This is a genomic window from Streptomyces sp. TM32 (genome assembly GCF_004122755.1).
Classification (GTDB): domain Bacteria; phylum Actinomycetota; class Actinomycetes; order Streptomycetales; family Streptomycetaceae; genus Streptomyces; species Streptomyces sioyaensis.
In genome coordinates, this window is the sequence record NZ_SDIG01000164.1 from 1 (window position 1) to 14577 (window position 14577).

Annotated in this window: 14 protein-coding genes; 7 read left to right on the forward strand and 7 right to left on the reverse strand. The window is 72.5% G+C overall.

Annotated elements, in window-relative coordinates; translation table 11 throughout:
- Both EST92_RS31405 and EST92_RS26390 read left to right on the forward strand, forming a co-directional pair.
- Positions 1–313 (forward strand): WYL domain-containing protein (locus EST92_RS31405; protein ID WP_135789066.1); only part of this gene is annotated, 313 nt, incomplete at its 5' end.
- Between the two features lie 234 nt (positions 314–547).
- Positions 548–2200: a DNA repair helicase XPB gene (locus tag EST92_RS26390; protein WP_129283277.1), complete on the forward strand. Its 1653-nt coding sequence runs from the start codon at positions 548–550 to the stop codon at positions 2198–2200.
- 113 nt (positions 2201–2313) lie between these two features.
- Here EST92_RS26390 and EST92_RS26395 read toward each other — a convergent pair whose 3' ends face one another.
- Together EST92_RS26395 and EST92_RS26400 are read right to left on the reverse strand one after the other, a co-directional pair.
- Positions 2314–3597: a glycosyltransferase 87 family protein gene (locus EST92_RS26395; RefSeq protein ID WP_174244145.1), complete on the reverse strand. Its 1284-nt coding sequence runs from the start codon at positions 3595–3597 to the stop codon at positions 2314–2316.
- 234 nt (positions 3598–3831) lie between these two features.
- Complete coding sequence (locus EST92_RS26400; protein WP_129283278.1) at positions 3832–4041, reverse strand: hypothetical protein; 210 nt, start codon at positions 4039–4041, stop codon at positions 3832–3834.
- A 370-nt stretch (positions 4042–4411) separates the two neighbouring features.
- On the opposite strand from EST92_RS26400, the gene EST92_RS26405 reads away from it, so the two are divergent.
- On the forward strand, positions 4412–6544 hold the full coding sequence (locus EST92_RS26405; RefSeq protein ID WP_129283279.1) for an AAA family ATPase: 2133 nt from the start codon (positions 4412–4414) through the stop codon (positions 6542–6544).
- A gap of 112 nt (positions 6545–6656) precedes the next feature.
- Here EST92_RS26405 and EST92_RS26410 read toward each other — a convergent pair whose 3' ends face one another.
- Positions 6657–7679 (reverse strand): hypothetical protein, encoded by a 1023-nt coding sequence (locus EST92_RS26410; RefSeq protein WP_254069029.1) that lies wholly within the window; start codon positions 7677–7679, stop codon positions 6657–6659.
- A 72-nt stretch (positions 7680–7751) separates the two neighbouring features.
- Positions 7752–8462 carry a copper homeostasis protein CutC gene (locus tag EST92_RS26415; RefSeq protein WP_129283280.1) on the reverse strand — a complete coding sequence of 237 codons (711 nt, stop codon included), beginning with the start codon at positions 8460–8462 and terminating at the stop codon, positions 7752–7754.
- A 354-nt stretch (positions 8463–8816) separates the two neighbouring features.
- Between EST92_RS26415 and EST92_RS26420 the strand changes: the two genes are divergently transcribed.
- Positions 8817–9500, forward strand: a complete 684-nt coding sequence (locus EST92_RS26420) for a hypothetical protein (protein WP_129283281.1) — start codon at positions 8817–8819, stop codon at positions 9498–9500.
- A 142-nt stretch (positions 9501–9642) separates the two neighbouring features.
- Entirely contained in the window at positions 9643–10944 is a 1302-nt protein-coding gene (locus EST92_RS26425) for a Cmx/CmrA family chloramphenicol efflux MFS transporter (RefSeq protein WP_129283282.1), read from the forward strand.
- A 31-nt stretch (positions 10945–10975) separates the two neighbouring features.
- On the opposite strand, the gene EST92_RS26430 is transcribed toward EST92_RS26425, so the two are convergent.
- The 3 genes from EST92_RS26430 to EST92_RS26440 form a co-directional block, all read right to left on the reverse strand.
- Positions 10976–11518 (reverse strand): pyridoxamine 5'-phosphate oxidase family protein, encoded by a 543-nt coding sequence (locus EST92_RS26430; RefSeq protein ID WP_129283283.1) that lies wholly within the window; start codon positions 11516–11518, stop codon positions 10976–10978.
- A 66-nt stretch (positions 11519–11584) separates the two neighbouring features.
- Entirely contained in the window at positions 11585–11878 is a 294-nt protein-coding gene (locus tag EST92_RS26435; RefSeq protein WP_129283284.1) for a DUF4031 domain-containing protein, read from the reverse strand.
- Between the two features lie 51 nt (positions 11879–11929).
- A complete protein-coding gene (locus EST92_RS26440; RefSeq protein WP_129251400.1) occupies positions 11930–12292 on the reverse strand; it encodes a hypothetical protein in 363 nt (120 codons plus the stop codon).
- A 161-nt stretch (positions 12293–12453) separates the two neighbouring features.
- Here EST92_RS26440 and EST92_RS26445 point away from each other — a divergent pair, with 161 nt between their 5' ends.
- Both EST92_RS26445 and murQ read left to right on the forward strand, forming a co-directional pair.
- On the forward strand, positions 12454–13368 hold the full coding sequence (locus EST92_RS26445; protein WP_129283288.1) for a MurR/RpiR family transcriptional regulator: 915 nt from the start codon (positions 12454–12456) through the stop codon (positions 13366–13368).
- 201 nt (positions 13369–13569) lie between these two features.
- Positions 13570–14508 carry an N-acetylmuramic acid 6-phosphate etherase gene (murQ, locus tag EST92_RS26450; RefSeq protein WP_129283285.1) on the forward strand — a complete coding sequence of 313 codons (939 nt, stop codon included), beginning with the start codon at positions 13570–13572 and terminating at the stop codon, positions 14506–14508.
- Positions 14509–14577 lie beyond the last annotated feature (69 nt).

The following is a 14577-nucleotide window of genomic DNA, read 5'->3' on the forward strand; positions in this document are numbered from 1 at the left end:
GGTCTCGGCGGAGGTGGTGCGGGGGAGGGAGCCGGGGGCCGGAGCCGGGGCCGCCCCGGCTCCGGCCCCCGGCTCCCTCCCCCGCACCACCTCCGCCGAGACCCTCGCCACGATGCAGGCCGCGGTGCTGACCCACTCCGCGCTCTGGATCGGCTACGTCAACGCCGACGGCGCCGCCAGTCAGCGCGTGATCGCCCCGGTGCGGGTCGAGGGCGGCTTCGTGACGGCCTACGACCACACCGCCGACGAGGTCCGGACGTATCCGCTCCACCGGATCACGGGCGTGGCGGAGCTGGCGGACGACTCGGTCTGAGGTCGCGGCCCGGGCCCGCGGACCGCGGCGCGGCGCGGCGGGTGCCCGGCCGCCGGCTCCCCGGATCCGGCCTCCCCGTGACCGGCGTCGCCGACCCCGCGCCCGGCCCGCACCAGGGCCGCCGGCCCACCGCTACCGGCCCCGCGCGCCGATGCGGCACACTGGACGTTTGGCCGTATGCGGCCGATGTCTGCGGCCGCTCCCCGACGGCCCGGGAAGCGAAAGGCGAGGCGCGTGAACGGACCCCTCATCGTCCAGAGCGACAAGACGCTGCTCCTGGAGGTGGACCACGAGCTGGCGGATGCCTGCCGGCGGGCCATCGCGCCCTTTGCCGAGCTGGAGCGGGCGCCCGAGCACATCCATACCTACCGGGTGACGCCGCTGGGGCTGTGGAACGCGCGGGCCGCCGGGCACGACGCCGAGCAGGTCGTCGACGCTCTGGTGCAGTTCTCGCGGTATCCGGTGCCGCATGCGCTGCTGGTCGACATCGCGGAGACGATGTCCCGCTACGGGCGGCTCACGCTCACCAAGCACCCCGCCCACGGGCTCGTGCTGACCTGCACGGACCGCCCCGTGCTGGAGGAGATCCTGCGGTCGAAGAAGGTGCAGCCGCTGGTCGGGGCGCGGCTGGACCCGGACACCGTCGTCGTCCACCCCTCCGAGCGCGGCCAGATCAAGCAGACGCTGCTCAAGCTGGGCTGGCCGGCCGAGGACCTGGCCGGTTACGTCGACGGTGAGGCGCACCCGATCGAGCTGCGCGAGGACGGCTGGGCGCTGCGGCCCTATCAGCAGCAGGCCGTGGAGGGTTTCTGGCACGGCGGCTCGGGTGTCGTCGTACTCCCCTGTGGCGCGGGAAAGACGCTGGTGGGGGCCGGTGCGATGGCCCAGGCGAAGGCCACCACCCTGATCCTGGTGACGAACACGGTCTCGGCCCGGCAGTGGAAGCACGAGCTGGTGAAGCGGACCTCGCTGACCGAGGACGAGATCGGCGAGTACAGCGGGACGAAGAAGGAGATCCGGCCGGTCACCATCGCCACGTACCAGGTGCTGACGACCAAGCGGAAGGGCGTCTACCCGCACCTGGAGCTGTTCGACTCCCGGGACTGGGGCCTGGTCGTCTACGACGAGGTGCACCTGCTGCCCGCGCCGGTCTTCAAGTTCACCGCGGATCTGCAGGCCAGGCGGCGGCTGGGGCTGACCGCGACGCTGGTGCGCGAGGACGGGCGGGAGTCGGACGTCTTCTCGCTCATCGGGCCGAAGCGGTTCGACGCCCCGTGGAAGGAGATCGAGTCGCAGGGGTACATCGCCCCGGCCGACTGCGTCGAGGTGCGGGTCAATCTGACCGAGACGGAGCGGCTGGCGTACGCGACGGCCGAGACCGAGGAGAAGTACCGCTACTGCGCGACGACCGCGAGCAAGCAGTACGTGACCGAGGCGCTGGTCCGCCGGCACGAGGGCGAGCAGACCCTGGTCATCGGGCAGTACATCGACCAGCTGGACGAGCTGGGCGAGCATCTGGACGCGCCGGTGATCAAGGGCGAGACCACCAACGCGCAGCGCGAGAAGCTCTTCGACGCGTTCCGGGAGGGCGAGATCTCGGTGCTCGTCGTCTCCAAGGTCGCGAACTTCTCCATCGACCTTCCGGAGGCGACGGTCGCGATCCAGGTGTCCGGCACCTTCGGCTCCCGCCAGGAGGAGGCCCAGCGGCTGGGCCGGGTGCTGCGTCCCAAGGCGGACGGGCACGAGGCGCGGTTCTACTCGGTCGTCGCCCGCGACACCATCGACCAGGACTTCGCGGCGCACCGCCAGCGCTTCCTGGCCGAGCAGGGTTACGCGTACCGGATCGTGGACGCGGACGAGTTGCTGGCGGCGGACGAGGACGTCTGAGGCGGCGGGCAGGCGGACCGGCCTGACGGTCCGCCTGCCCGGGCGGCCAACACGTCAACACCAGCGACAGCCAGGGCGAGCAGCCGGCGGGGAGTTCGGGCCGGACGCCCGGTTCACCCCGCCGAGGAGCGGCCGGACAGTTCCCGCGCGGCGCGCGGCGCGGGGAGCCGGCCGCCGGCCGGGGCGGCGGGGGTGCCCGGCGGGTGCCGCGTCCACCAGACCACCGCCGCCAGCAGGGCCAGCCCGAGCATCGGGTACGGGGCCGCGAACGGCTGCTGCCACCAGGGCAGATGGAGATCGAGATCGCCGGTGTGCGGAGTGATCCACATCGTGCGGGCGGCGAAGACGAGGGTGCCGGCGACCAGCAGCGCCCTGCGCCACGGGATGCGCCGGGTGTGCGCGGCGAGCGTGATGAGCAGCGGCACGCACCAGACCCAGTGGTGGGACCAGCTGATCGGCGAGACCAGCAGCGCCGTGACGGCCGTACACAGCACACCCCAGTGGTCCAGGCCGCGCCGCACATACACCCGGCGGGCCGCGTAGAGGCCGGCCGCGGCGGTCAGCACCGCGGGAACCGCCCACAGGAGACCGGGGTCGGGGTCGTGCAGCACCCGCGCGATCAGGCCCTGGAGGGACTGGTTGTCGACGATCCAGGCCTTGCCGACCCGGCCGGTCTCGAACACCCGGCGGGTCCAGTACTCGACGCTGGCATCGGGCAGCGCCAGCCACCCCAGCAGCGCCGTGCACAGGAATCCGGCGAGGGTGGTGCAGGCGGCCTTCACCCGGCCGGTGACCAGGAGGTAGACGGCGAAGAGCGCGGGGGTGAGCTTGATGCCGGCCGCGATGCCGGTGACGAACCCCTTGAAGCGGGCGCCGTCGGGGCGGGAGAGGTCCCACAGGACCAGGCAGGCCAGCGCGAGGTTGACCTGGCCGAAGACGAAGGTCTGGAAGACCGGCTCCAGCCAGAGGCCGAGGGCGGTGGCGACGAGCAGGAGGGGCCCGCTGTGCGCGGCCTTGCGCAGACCGGCGGCCTTGGCGGAGAGGTGGCAGAGCAGTGCGAGGAGGGCCGCGTTGACCAGCACGCCGAGGATCTTGAGGACGCCGAGCGAGAGCCAGGTGGTCGGTATGAACAGCACGGCGGCGAACGGCGGATACGTGGCCGGAAGGTCCCACTCGCTGACCGTGAAGCCGTAGAGATCACCACCGGCCGCGGCGGCCTCGCCCTCGGCGCGGTAGACGACTATGTCGGACATCGGCATCTGCTGGACCTGGTACAGCACCCAGAATCCGGCGAGCGACACCATGAGCAACGCCGCTGCGAGCAGCAGGCGGCGGGGGCGGGCGATGCTCTGTGCCCAGATCCGTCTCCACGTCCCCGGTCCGTCGGCAGCAGACATCCCTTGGCCCCTCCCCGTTGCGCTGAGCGCGCCCTCGCCGGCGACGCTAGTGGATCGAGGCGGACCGGCCGTTATGGTTTCCGGTCATCCGGAGGTCGGCACGGGTCGGCCGCTCACTGCTGAGCGCGCACCTCGCGTGCCAGTCGGGTGCGCCGGTTTCCCGTCCGCGATGGTGCGTGGTGTCCGCCGGAGAGCGGAATGACGACGCGCTCGGCTCCATGCGGCGGCGCGGGGTCAATCGTCGACGTACTCGCCCATGACGACGACGCCGAAGGCTGCCGTGGCGAAGACCTTGATCGCGCGGAGGACGTTGCCCACGACATGGCGGTGCTGTGGGGCGGGCGCCGCGCCGTGCCCGGGGTCGGGGCCGAGGGCCGTGGCACCCTTGACCGGGTGCACGGAGGCGGGGTGGACAGAGGCTGGGGGAATCGCTGCGCTGCTCATGCCTCCATGATGAAATTCACGCGATTGCAGCACATCGGTCCATAGGTCCATCCCTGGAGGGCCGGAAGTCAGACTCCAGGCCCATGCGTCCCCCTACGGGAGGTCTACCGCTGTCAGGGCCATCCGTCCCCGGCCCGACGCCGTGAGCCCCGATTTAATCCGTTGGCGCCGTCCTGAGCCGCCCACTACACTCGCGCGTCTGCCTGCCTCCCGCCGAGGAGTGCCGCCGACCGGTCGGAAACCGGCCGGCTCTTCGCTTCACGCCGCTGACCCGCGCACCGCAGGACCTGCGCTACGCACCGCCACCGGCCCGCCGCGCCCGTGCACCCCGGCGCGCGCCCGCCGACGTATCGCCACCGGAGGCAACGCCGTGCCCTCGCACGCCCACCGTCCCGCACCACAACCGTCGCGCGCCGAGCGCCCCGACCCGGCGGCCGAGGACCCGCTCCCGCACGACCCGCTCCAGCGCGAGAGGGCCCACCTCGCCGCCTCGCGCGCCGCGCTGCGGGCCATGCGCGCGGACGCCGAGGCGCTGAACATCGCCGATGTGACCGCGAACTGGGTCAACGCCGAGGTGCTCCAGGGCGAGATCGACGCCCGGATCAAGTCGCTCGCCGACCTGGCCCACACCCCGCTGTTCTTCGGCCGCCTCGACTACCTCCACGCGCCGGGCCTCGACCTCGCCGAGGGCGCCGCGGGAGAGAGCTTCTACATCGGCCGCCGGCATGTCCACGACGCCGACGGCGACCCCATGGTCATCGACTGGCGCGCCCCCGTCTCCCAGCCGTTCTACCGGGCCTCCAAGAAGGACCCGATGGACCTCAGGCTGCGCCGCCGTTTCGGTTACACGGCGGGCGAGTTGACCGCCTACGAGGACGAGCACCTCACCGACCCGGCCGAGGCGGAGCGGACCAGCCGGCTCCTCCAGACGGAGATCGAGCGCCCGCGCGTCGGCCCCATGCGGGACATCGTCGCCACCATCCAGCCGGAGCAGGACGAGATCGTGCGCGCCGGCATCGGCGGCTCGGTCTGCGTCCAGGGCGCGCCGGGCACCGGTAAGACGGCGGTCGGCCTGCACCGGGTCGCCTACCTGCTGTACGCACACCGCGAGCGGCTGGCCCGCTCCGGCACCCTCGTCATCGGCCCGAACCGCTCGTTCCTCCACTACATCGAGCAGGTGCTGCCGGCCCTGGGCGAGCTGGAGGTCAAGCAGGCCACGGTCGATGACCTGGTCGGGCATGTGGAGGTGCGCGGCACGGACGAGGCGGCCGCCGCGACGGTCAAGGGCGACGCACGGATGGCCGAGGTGCTGCGCAGGGCGATCCGCTCGCACATCACCCGGCCCGAGGAACCGTGTGTGGTCGTGCGCGGTTCCCGCCGCTGGCGAGTACCGGCCTACGAGATCGAGGAGATCGTCCGGGAGTTGCAGGACCGCGACATCCGCTACGGCGCGGCCCGCGAGGCGCTGCCGCAGCGGATCGCGCACGCCGTACTCGTCCGCATGGAGCAGGCCGGCGAGGCCCCGGACGACCGGGTGCAGGACGCGGTGGCCCGCAATGCCGCGGTGAAAGCCACGGTCAAGGCCATCTGGCCGCCGGTCGACCCGGCGAAGCTGGTGCTGCGGCTGCTGGGCGACGCGGAGTTCCTGGCCGCGCAGGCCGAGGGGATCCTCACGCCCGAGGAGCAGAAGACGATCCTGTGGACCAAACCGGCCCGCAGCGTGAAGAGCGCCAAGTGGTCTTCCGCGGACGCGGTGTTGATCGACGAGGCCATGGACCTGGTCTCGCGCACGCACTCGCTGGGACATGTGGTGCTGGACGAGGCGCAGGACCTCTCCCCCATGCAGTACCGCGCGGTCGGCCGCCGTTGCACCACGGGTTCGGCGACGATCCTGGGGGACATCGCCCAGGGCACCACTCCCTGGGCGACCGACACCTGGGAGGAGGCGCTGGCGCATCTGGGCAAGCCCGGAGCGGCCGTCGAGGAGCTCACCCAGGGCTTCCGCGTCCCGCGTGAAGTGATCGCCTATGCATCGCGACTGCTGCCCGCCATCGCCCCCGACCTGACGGAGGCCACGTCGATCCGCGAGTCTGCGGGCGACTTCGAGATCCGCACCGTCGATCCGGCGGACCTGGACTCCGCCACCCTCACGGCCTGCGACGACGCGTTGCGGAAGGAGGGCTCGATCGGCCTGATCGCCGCGGAGGCCCGTATTCCGGCGCTGCGCACGGCCCTGGAGAAGGCCGGCGTGACCTGCCTGGCGCCGGGCGAGGAGACCTCGGCCGCCGCTCGGCTGACACTGGTACCGGCCACCCTCGCCAAGGGCCTGGAGTACGACTACGTGGTACTGGACGAGCCGGCCGCGATCGTCGACGGCGAGCCGGACGAACGGACCGGCCTGCGCCGGCTGTACGTCTGCCTGACCCGGCCGGTGTCCGGCCTGACGGTGGTGCACGGGGCGCCGCTGCCGGAGGAGTTGGCCGGGGGTACGCCGGCGCCCTGACCGAGAGGGCTGCGGCCTGACCGAGAGGGCTGCGGCCTGACCGAGGGGGCGCCAGGCCACCCATGGCCTCAGGTGGCCTGGCGCGTTCCCCACCCACGCAGGATGCGTGGCTCTATCGTGCCGCCGGCTTCTGGAGCCAGGGCGCGCTGGTGGCCCAGAAGAGGCCGTCGGCTCCCAGGGTCTTCGAGCCGAAGTCGGTGAACTCCTGCCGGGTGTACGGCTTCTTCGTCTTGGGGTTCTTGTACTGGAAGTCGGGTTCCTGGACGGCCATGGCCACCATGGGGAGCTGTCCCCGGTACTTCTTGAAGAAGGGGTACGAGTTCTCCATCTGCGCCTGGCGGTTCGGCAGGACGTCAGGCCCGCCCAGGCCGATTCCGTGCTTCTTGGCGAACTCGAACGTGCGGCTCATGTACTGACGGCTGTTGTTCCATTCACCGGGCCAGAAATTGACGTACTGGATGAACGGCGTCTTGGTGAAGACCTTCTTGCCGTAGGCCATGTTGTCGAGCTCGGCCTTGAAGTAGGCGTCGTTGCTGTAGCCGGTGTGGTCCTTCTTGGTGTCCACCTCGGTGGCGGTCTCCGGCAGGTTCACCCCGGCGAGGCGGCCGTCGAACTTCTGGGCCATCGCCTTCAGCAGCTTCTGGAAACGGTCCCGCACCTGCGGATTCCACTGCGCCGCGACCGTCCCGGGCTTACCGGGACCGAGGCCGTTGTCGTTCTTGGTCGGCGCCGCGCCGCCCTTGTACTTCGGGTCCTTCAGATAGTCCGGGAGCCGGGACGGCGCTTCGAAGAACCGGTCCTGGACCTGGATGAACAGCTTCTTGTGGCGGTCCTGCACATACTTCAGCGCCCGGTCGATCTCCGAGAAGTCGTACTGGTCCTTCTTCCGCTCCATCGCCTTCCACGGCACCACCAGCTGGACACCGGCGACGTCCGGGCGATCGAGCAGCGGCTTGACGTTGGTGTCGAAGTCGCCGATGGAGGAGTACAGGTAGTTCTTCGCCGTCTTCTTGTCGGTCGCGGCGGCGGGGGCCTTGCCGGACTGCGGAGCGGGAGCCCCGGAGGCCACGGCCGCACCCGTCAGGCCCATCGTCACGGCAATTCCGACACCGAAAGCAATGCGTTTGGTCCTCATGGAACCCACAGTGGGGTGCGGTTGTGAGAAGGATGTAAGAAGCCCACGACCGGGGGGACAGTGCGGGCTACCCTAGCCCGCCGCGTGGTCCAGCGCCGTGCGCCACCGCGCCACCGCCGCCGCGTCCACCGGCGCGGACCAGCCGGCGGGCCGGGCGGCACCCCCGATGTGGAAGGCGTCGAGGCCGGCCGCGCGCAGCGCCGGCAGATGGCCGAGCCCGAGTCCGCCGCCGACCAGGATCCGCGGCACGTACCCGGGCTCGCCCGCCGCCGTACGCGCCTGCTCGGCCAGCAGCGTCGGCAACCCCTCGTCGACGCCCTGGGCGGATCCGGCCGTCAGATAGGTGTCGAGCCCCGCGGCCCCGGCCGCCGCCAGCTCCTTGCGCAGCGCGTCCCGGTCGGCGGCCCGGTCGATGGCCCGGTGGAAGGTCCACCGGCAGCCGTCGAGCACCTCGGTCAGCGCCGCCACCGCGGCGAGGTCCGGCCGTCCGTCCGGCGTCAGGAATCCGAGGACGAACTCCTCGGCGCCCTCCGCCCGGAGCGCCACGGCCTCCTCGCACAGCGCCCCCACCGCGCCGGCCGCGAAACCGTCCGTGGCGCGCAGCATCACCCGCAGCGGGAGGCCGACGGCCGCCCGGACCGCCGCGAAGGTGGCCCGGGGCGGGGTGAGCCCGTCGGCCGCCATGTCGGTGACCAGCTCCAGGCGGTCGGCTCCGCCGGCCTGGGCGGCGACCGCGTCCTGCGGGCCGAGCGCGATCACCTCCAGCAGCGCGCGCTTGCTCATATGACCCAATCCTTCGACGACGGCATGACGGAACCGAACCACCCTCAAGAGGTCTAGTCCAATATCCCAGGGTACGGGCCGTCCGGGCTTCGGCGGGCCGGATCGCCACCGGCACGACCGGAATCCGCCCGAACGCCGAGTCCGCCCGAACGCCGAAGCCTGCCCGCAGTCCGACCGAACGCCGACCGCGCCTGCCCGGAGCGCCGGGCATCGCCCGGGACCGTCTGCCCCCTACCGGCAGGACCGTCCGCTTCCACCGCCCGGGCCCCCGCCCCGGCCGGCCGCACCACGGGGCCGCACCGGGGCACCCCCACCCCCGTTCCGGATCACCCCGCACGGGGCACAATGGCTCGCATGACTCCCGTGTCCCGTACGGCAGACACCACCGACCCGACGCCGGAGCTGCGGCAGCGCTGGACCCTCACCATCGCCGAGGCCCGCGGCAGCAAGCACTCCACGGCCCCCGACCCCGCCCCGTATGCGGACGATCTGCTGTCCCGCTGGAGTGAACCACAGCGCCGCTACCACACCGTCGAGCATCTGGCCGCGGTCCTCTACCGCATCGACGAACTGGCCGAGCACGCCGATGACCTGGCCGTCGTTCAGCTGGCGGCGTGGTTCCACGACGCGGTCTACCGCCCGGACCGCTCCGAGAACGAGGAGCGCAGCGCGGCCCTCGCCGAGCGTGCACTGCCCGAACTGGGCGTCGGCGCGGCCCGCACGGCCGAGGTCGCCCGCCTGGTGCGGCTCACCGTCAGCCATGACCCGGCGCCCGACGATCCCGACGGCGAGGTGTTGTGCGATGCCGACCTCGCCGTACTGGCCGGCTCCCCCGACCGGTACGCCGCCTACGCCGCCGCGGTCCGCGAGGAGTACTCCTTCGTCCCCGACGCCGATTTCACGGCCGGCCGCTCCGCCGTACTGACCCAACTCCTGGCCCTGCCCCGCTTGTTCCGGACCCCCCGCGGCTACGACCTCTGGGAGCACACCGCCCGCCGCAACCTCGCCACGGAGCTGGATCTGCTGGGCGGGGCGTAGCCGTCGCGTAGCGCGAGAGCCGATGGGCGGGGCCGCGCATGGCACGGACCCGCGGGCGGGCCGGCGCCTCAAGAGGCTCCCCGCAGGGAATCAGGCCCGCTTGTAGGGAATGCACGGGCTCCTATCGTGGTTAGTAGGTGATATGCCCGCACCACCCGACCGCACCCGCCTGCCCCTCGCCGTCTACGTCCTCGGCCTGTCCGTTTTTGCCCTTGGCACCTCCGAGTTCATGCTCTCCGGCATCCTCCAGCCGCTCGCCCGCGATCTGCGCGTCTCCATTCCGCAGGCCGGGCTGCTGGTCTCCGCCTTCGCGATCGGCATGGTGGTCGGCGCGCCCGTCCTCGCCGCGGCCACGCTCCGGCTCCCGCGCCGGACGACGCTGATCGCGCTGCTCGCCCTCTTCGGCCTGGGGCAGGTGGCCGGCGCGCTCGCACCGTCCTACGGCGTGCTGTTCGTCTCGCGCGTGCTGAGCGCGCTGGCCTGCGCCGGTTTCTGGGCGGTCGGCGCGGCGGTCGCGGTCTCGCTGGTGCCGGTCACCGCGCGGGCCCGGGCGATGGCCGTGATGGTCGGCGGCCTGAGCATCGCCAATATCGCGGGCGTCCCGGCCGGCGCACTGCTCGGCGAGCACGCCGGCTGGCGCGCCGCCTTCTGGGCCGTGGCCGGTCTGGCCGGGCTCGGCCTGCTCGGAGTGGTCGCGGCGGTGCCGCGCACGGCCGTGCCGACCGGCGAGGACCGCCCGCAGCTGCGCCGTGAGCTGGCCATCTACAAGGACAAGCAGGTCTGGCTGGCGCTGTCCGCCACCGCGCTGAACGCCGCCGCCGTCTTCGCCCTCTTCTCCTACCTCTCGCCGCTGCTGACCGACACCGCCGGCCTCGCCGAGAGCTGGGTGCCGACGGTGCTGGCGCTCTTCGGTGTCGGCGCGCTGATCGGCACGTTCATCGGCGGCCGGATCGCCGACGCCCATCTCTTCGGCACGCTCTTCGGCGGTATCGCCGCCTCCGCCCTCGTACTGGCCGTACTGGCACTGACCGCGCAGAGCCCGGCCGCCGCGATCGCGCTCTCGCTGCTGCTCGGGGTCACCGCGTTCACCACGGCCCCGGCCCTCAACGCCCGGATGTTCAACGTGGCGAACGCCGCGCCGACGCTGGCCGGGGCGACCACTACTGCCGCCTTCAACATCGGCAACACCCTCGGCCCCTGGCTCGGCGGGCTGACCATCGGGGCGGGCTGGGGGTATCCGTCCGTGGCCTGGACCGGCGCCGCGCTGGCGGCGGCGGCCGTCGTCCTCACCGCCTTCGCGTTCCGGCTGCACCGCACGACGAACACCACCCGGCTGATCGCCTCCTCGTCCGCCACCGCCCACGCGCCGCAGCATGCGCAGAGCGCGCAGGCCGTGGAGAAGGAGGCAGCGGCGGAGGAGGCGAGGGCAGCGGGGCAGCACTGACGCCTACGGGCCGGGCGCCGCGCCCGGCCCTTCAAGCCCCGCCGGCGAACGTCCATCGCGTCTGGCTGTAGGTCTCGCCTCGCCCGAACCCGAAGGCCGTGACCGGCTCGACCCGGAAGACCACGGCCCGGTTGCCCTCCCCGTAGAACGCACCGTCGCGGACGTCGAAGTGCCAGTCACTGCCGTACTTCTCGCCGTACAGATCGGCCAGCCGGCGCAGCGTGGGCTCGTCGCGCACCGGCACCGCCTCGCCCTCGACGACCACGTCGAGCCCCGCGTGCAGGTCGTTGCCGCCGGCCGTCGAGGTCGTCAGCACACAGCGCGGGTTGGTTTCCAGGTTCTTGGCCTTGCGTTCGCCGGGGCCGGTGCAGAAGTGCAGCGCGCCTTCCGACCAGACGGCGAGCAGCGGGGTGACATGCGGGCGGCCGTCGGGCCGGACGGTGGTGAGCCAGAAGATCTCGGCCTCGGTCATACCGCCGACAGCCGCAGGCCAGGCGGTCGCCGTGGCGCCCGCGCTGCTGTAGTTCGGGTCGAGGTCGGTGGCGGGTTGTCCGTCCTGCTCGCTGGTCGACATGGCTGTCCCCTTTCGGTGCGGCGCACGGTCAGGCCCATCGTGCGGGGGCCCGCCCCCGTGCCGCCGCTACGACGCGCCGCGGCGGTCCGTACGGGGCGCCGGCCGGTGCTTGGGGCGGCGCAGACCGGCGGCGGTCAGCCGGCGCAGCAGCTCCTTGCTGCCGACCTCTACGGCCCCGGCGCGCACCGCATCGCCGTAACGCTCCACCGGCAGGTCGTAGTGGTCGCGCTCGAACGCCCGCCGGGGCGCGCCGATCCGCGCCGCGAAGGCGTGCAGTTCGTCGAAGGAGTGGTCGCTGACCAGATGCGACCACATCCGCCCGTGGCCCGGCCAGTTGGGTGGATCGATATAAATCGCCACGTCAGCGCCCCGGCCGGATCGCCACGTCAGCCCGCCGCACCATCAACCACCTCAGCCTTCCATCGGAGCGCCGAGCCGCCCGACCCGGGCCACCGCGACGGCCGTCTTGGGGCAGACCCAATGCGGATCGGGTCCCAACTCCGGTTCGACGTCGAGCGCATGGGGATCGCCCGACTCCGTGCACACGGGGCACAGCGGCCAGCGGCCGTACCGGTCCAGGAGGGCGTCCTGGACGTCCTGCGCTATCAGTCCCGCGACGAATGCCGCGCCCTCAGGCCATTGCTCCACCCACCACCGGCGGTGGACGACCGCGTCCTCCACGAGCGAGACGATGTCGGCGTCGGCCACCTTGTCCGCCATCAGGTCGGCGAGCACCAGCGCCCGCGCGGCGTGCAATGCCTGTTCCATCTCCATGGCCCCATTGTCTCCCGACGGCCCGCCGGCGAGCGGCGTTGTCCACAGCCCTCGGCCGATCATGCGCGCTGTCCACCGCACTCACGGAGGGTATTGACGCGGGCGCTCGATGAAATTACTTTTCAATAGTGAGTAGCAGCGTGAAGGAAACTTTCAAGGACGTGCCCGTCGAGACCCGACCGGCCCCGGCCCCACCCGCCCCCGCGGCGCTGGCCGCCAAGGTCCGCACCCTCGCCCCGACGATGACCCGCTCCATGCAGCGCGTCGCCGAGGCCGTCGCGAGCGACCCGGCCGGCTGCGCCGCCCTCACCGTCACCGGCCTCGCGGAGCGCACGGGCACCAGCGAGGCAACGGTCGTCCGGACGTCCCGGCTCCTCGGCTACCCGGGCTACCGGGATCTGCGCCTCGCGCTCGCCGCGCTCGCCGCCCAGCAGGCGGCCGGCGGCGCCCCCGCGGTGACCGCCGACATAGCGGTCGACGACTCCCTCGCCGATGTCGTGACGAAACTGGCGCAGGAAGAGCAGCAGTGCCTGGCCGACACGGCGGCCGGGCTGGACGTCACCCAGCTCGAAGCCGCCGTCACCGCGCTCGCCGGCGCCCGCCGTATCGATGTGTACGGCATCGGGGCCTCCCATCTCGTCGGCCAGGATCTCGCCCAGAAGCTGCTGCGCATCGGGCTGATCGCGCACGCGCATGCGGACCCGCATCTGGCCGTGACGAACGCGGTGCAGCTGAAAACCGGTGATGTCGCCCTCGCCATCACCCACTCCGGACGGACCACCGATGTCATAGAGCCACTGCGGGTGGCCTTCGACCACGGCGCCACGACGATCGCCATCACCGGCCGCCCGGACGGCGAGATCGCCTCCTACGCCGACCACATCCTGACCACGTCCAGCGCCCGCGAGAGCGAGCTGCGGCCGGCCGCGATGTCGTCCAGGACCAGCCAGCTGCTGGTCGTGGACTGCCTGTTCATAGGCGTCGCGCAGCGTACGTACGAGACCGCGGCCCCGGCGCTCTCCGCCTCCTACGAGGCCCTCGCCCACCGCCACTCTCCCCGTAGCCCGCAGCGCTGACACCGCTCGCCCCGCTGGGGGCCGGTATGCCGCCGGACGGCCCGAACGGCCGGTACGGGCACCGCGGCAGCCGCTCGCCCCAGCGACGGCCGAAGCGGTCCCGCGGCCACCGTCCGCACCCCGGACGGCCGGCCGCCACCGCTCCTCCCCGTCCGGCTGACACCGCCCTTGCCCATCCGTCCCGGAAAGAGCCGCCACGCCATGACCTCCCCCACCGACTACGCACATCTGCGCGCCGAGCTGGACGGCCTCACCACCGAGGCCTTCCGGCCGGAACTCGCCGAGATCGACCGCCGCTCCACCCTGGACATCGCCCGCACGATGAACGCCGAGGACGCCGCCGTCCCCGCGGCCGTCGCCGAGCGGCTCCCGGAGATCGCCGCCGCCATCGACGCCCTCGCCGCCCGTATGGCCCGCGGCGGCCGGCTGATCTACGCGGGCGCGGGCACGGCCGGCCGCCTCGGCGTGCTGGACGCCAGCGAATGCCCGCCGACCTTCAACACCGACCCGTCCGAGGTGCTGGGGCTGATCGCCGGCGGTCCCTCCGCGATGGTCACCGCCGTCGAGGGCGCCGAGGACAGCAAGGAGCTCGCGGCCGAGGACCTGACCGCGGTCAAGCTGACCGACATGGACACCGTCGTCGGCATCTCCGCCTCCGGCCGCACCCCCTACGCCATCGGGGCCGTCGAGCATGCCCGTTCACTGGGCGCACTGACCATCGGCCTGTCCTGCAACGCCGGTTCGGCCCTGGCCGCGGCGGCCGAGCACGGCATCGAGATCGTGGTCGGCCCCGAGCTGCTGACCGGCTCCACCCGGCTCAAGGCGGGCACCGCCCAGAAGCTGGTGCTCAACATGATCTCGACCCTCACCATGATCCGTCTGGGCAAGACCTACGGGAATCTGATGGTCGACGTCCGCGCCTCCAACGAAAAGCTGCGGGCCCGCTCGCGCCGGATCGTCGCGCTCGCCACCGGCGCCGGTGACCGGGAGATCGAGACGGCGCTGAGCAGCACGGACGGCGAGGTGAAGAACGCCATCCTCACCCTCCTCGGCGGAGTCGACGCCCCCACCGCCGCCCGTCTGCTCGACGCCGCCGACGGCCATCTCCGCGCGGCCCTCGAAGCCGCCCGGCCGCACTGAGGCCGCCCGCCCCGCAGCATCCCGAGCCCGCCCCGATCCCAGGAACGCCATGAGACGTCTTCGCATCCC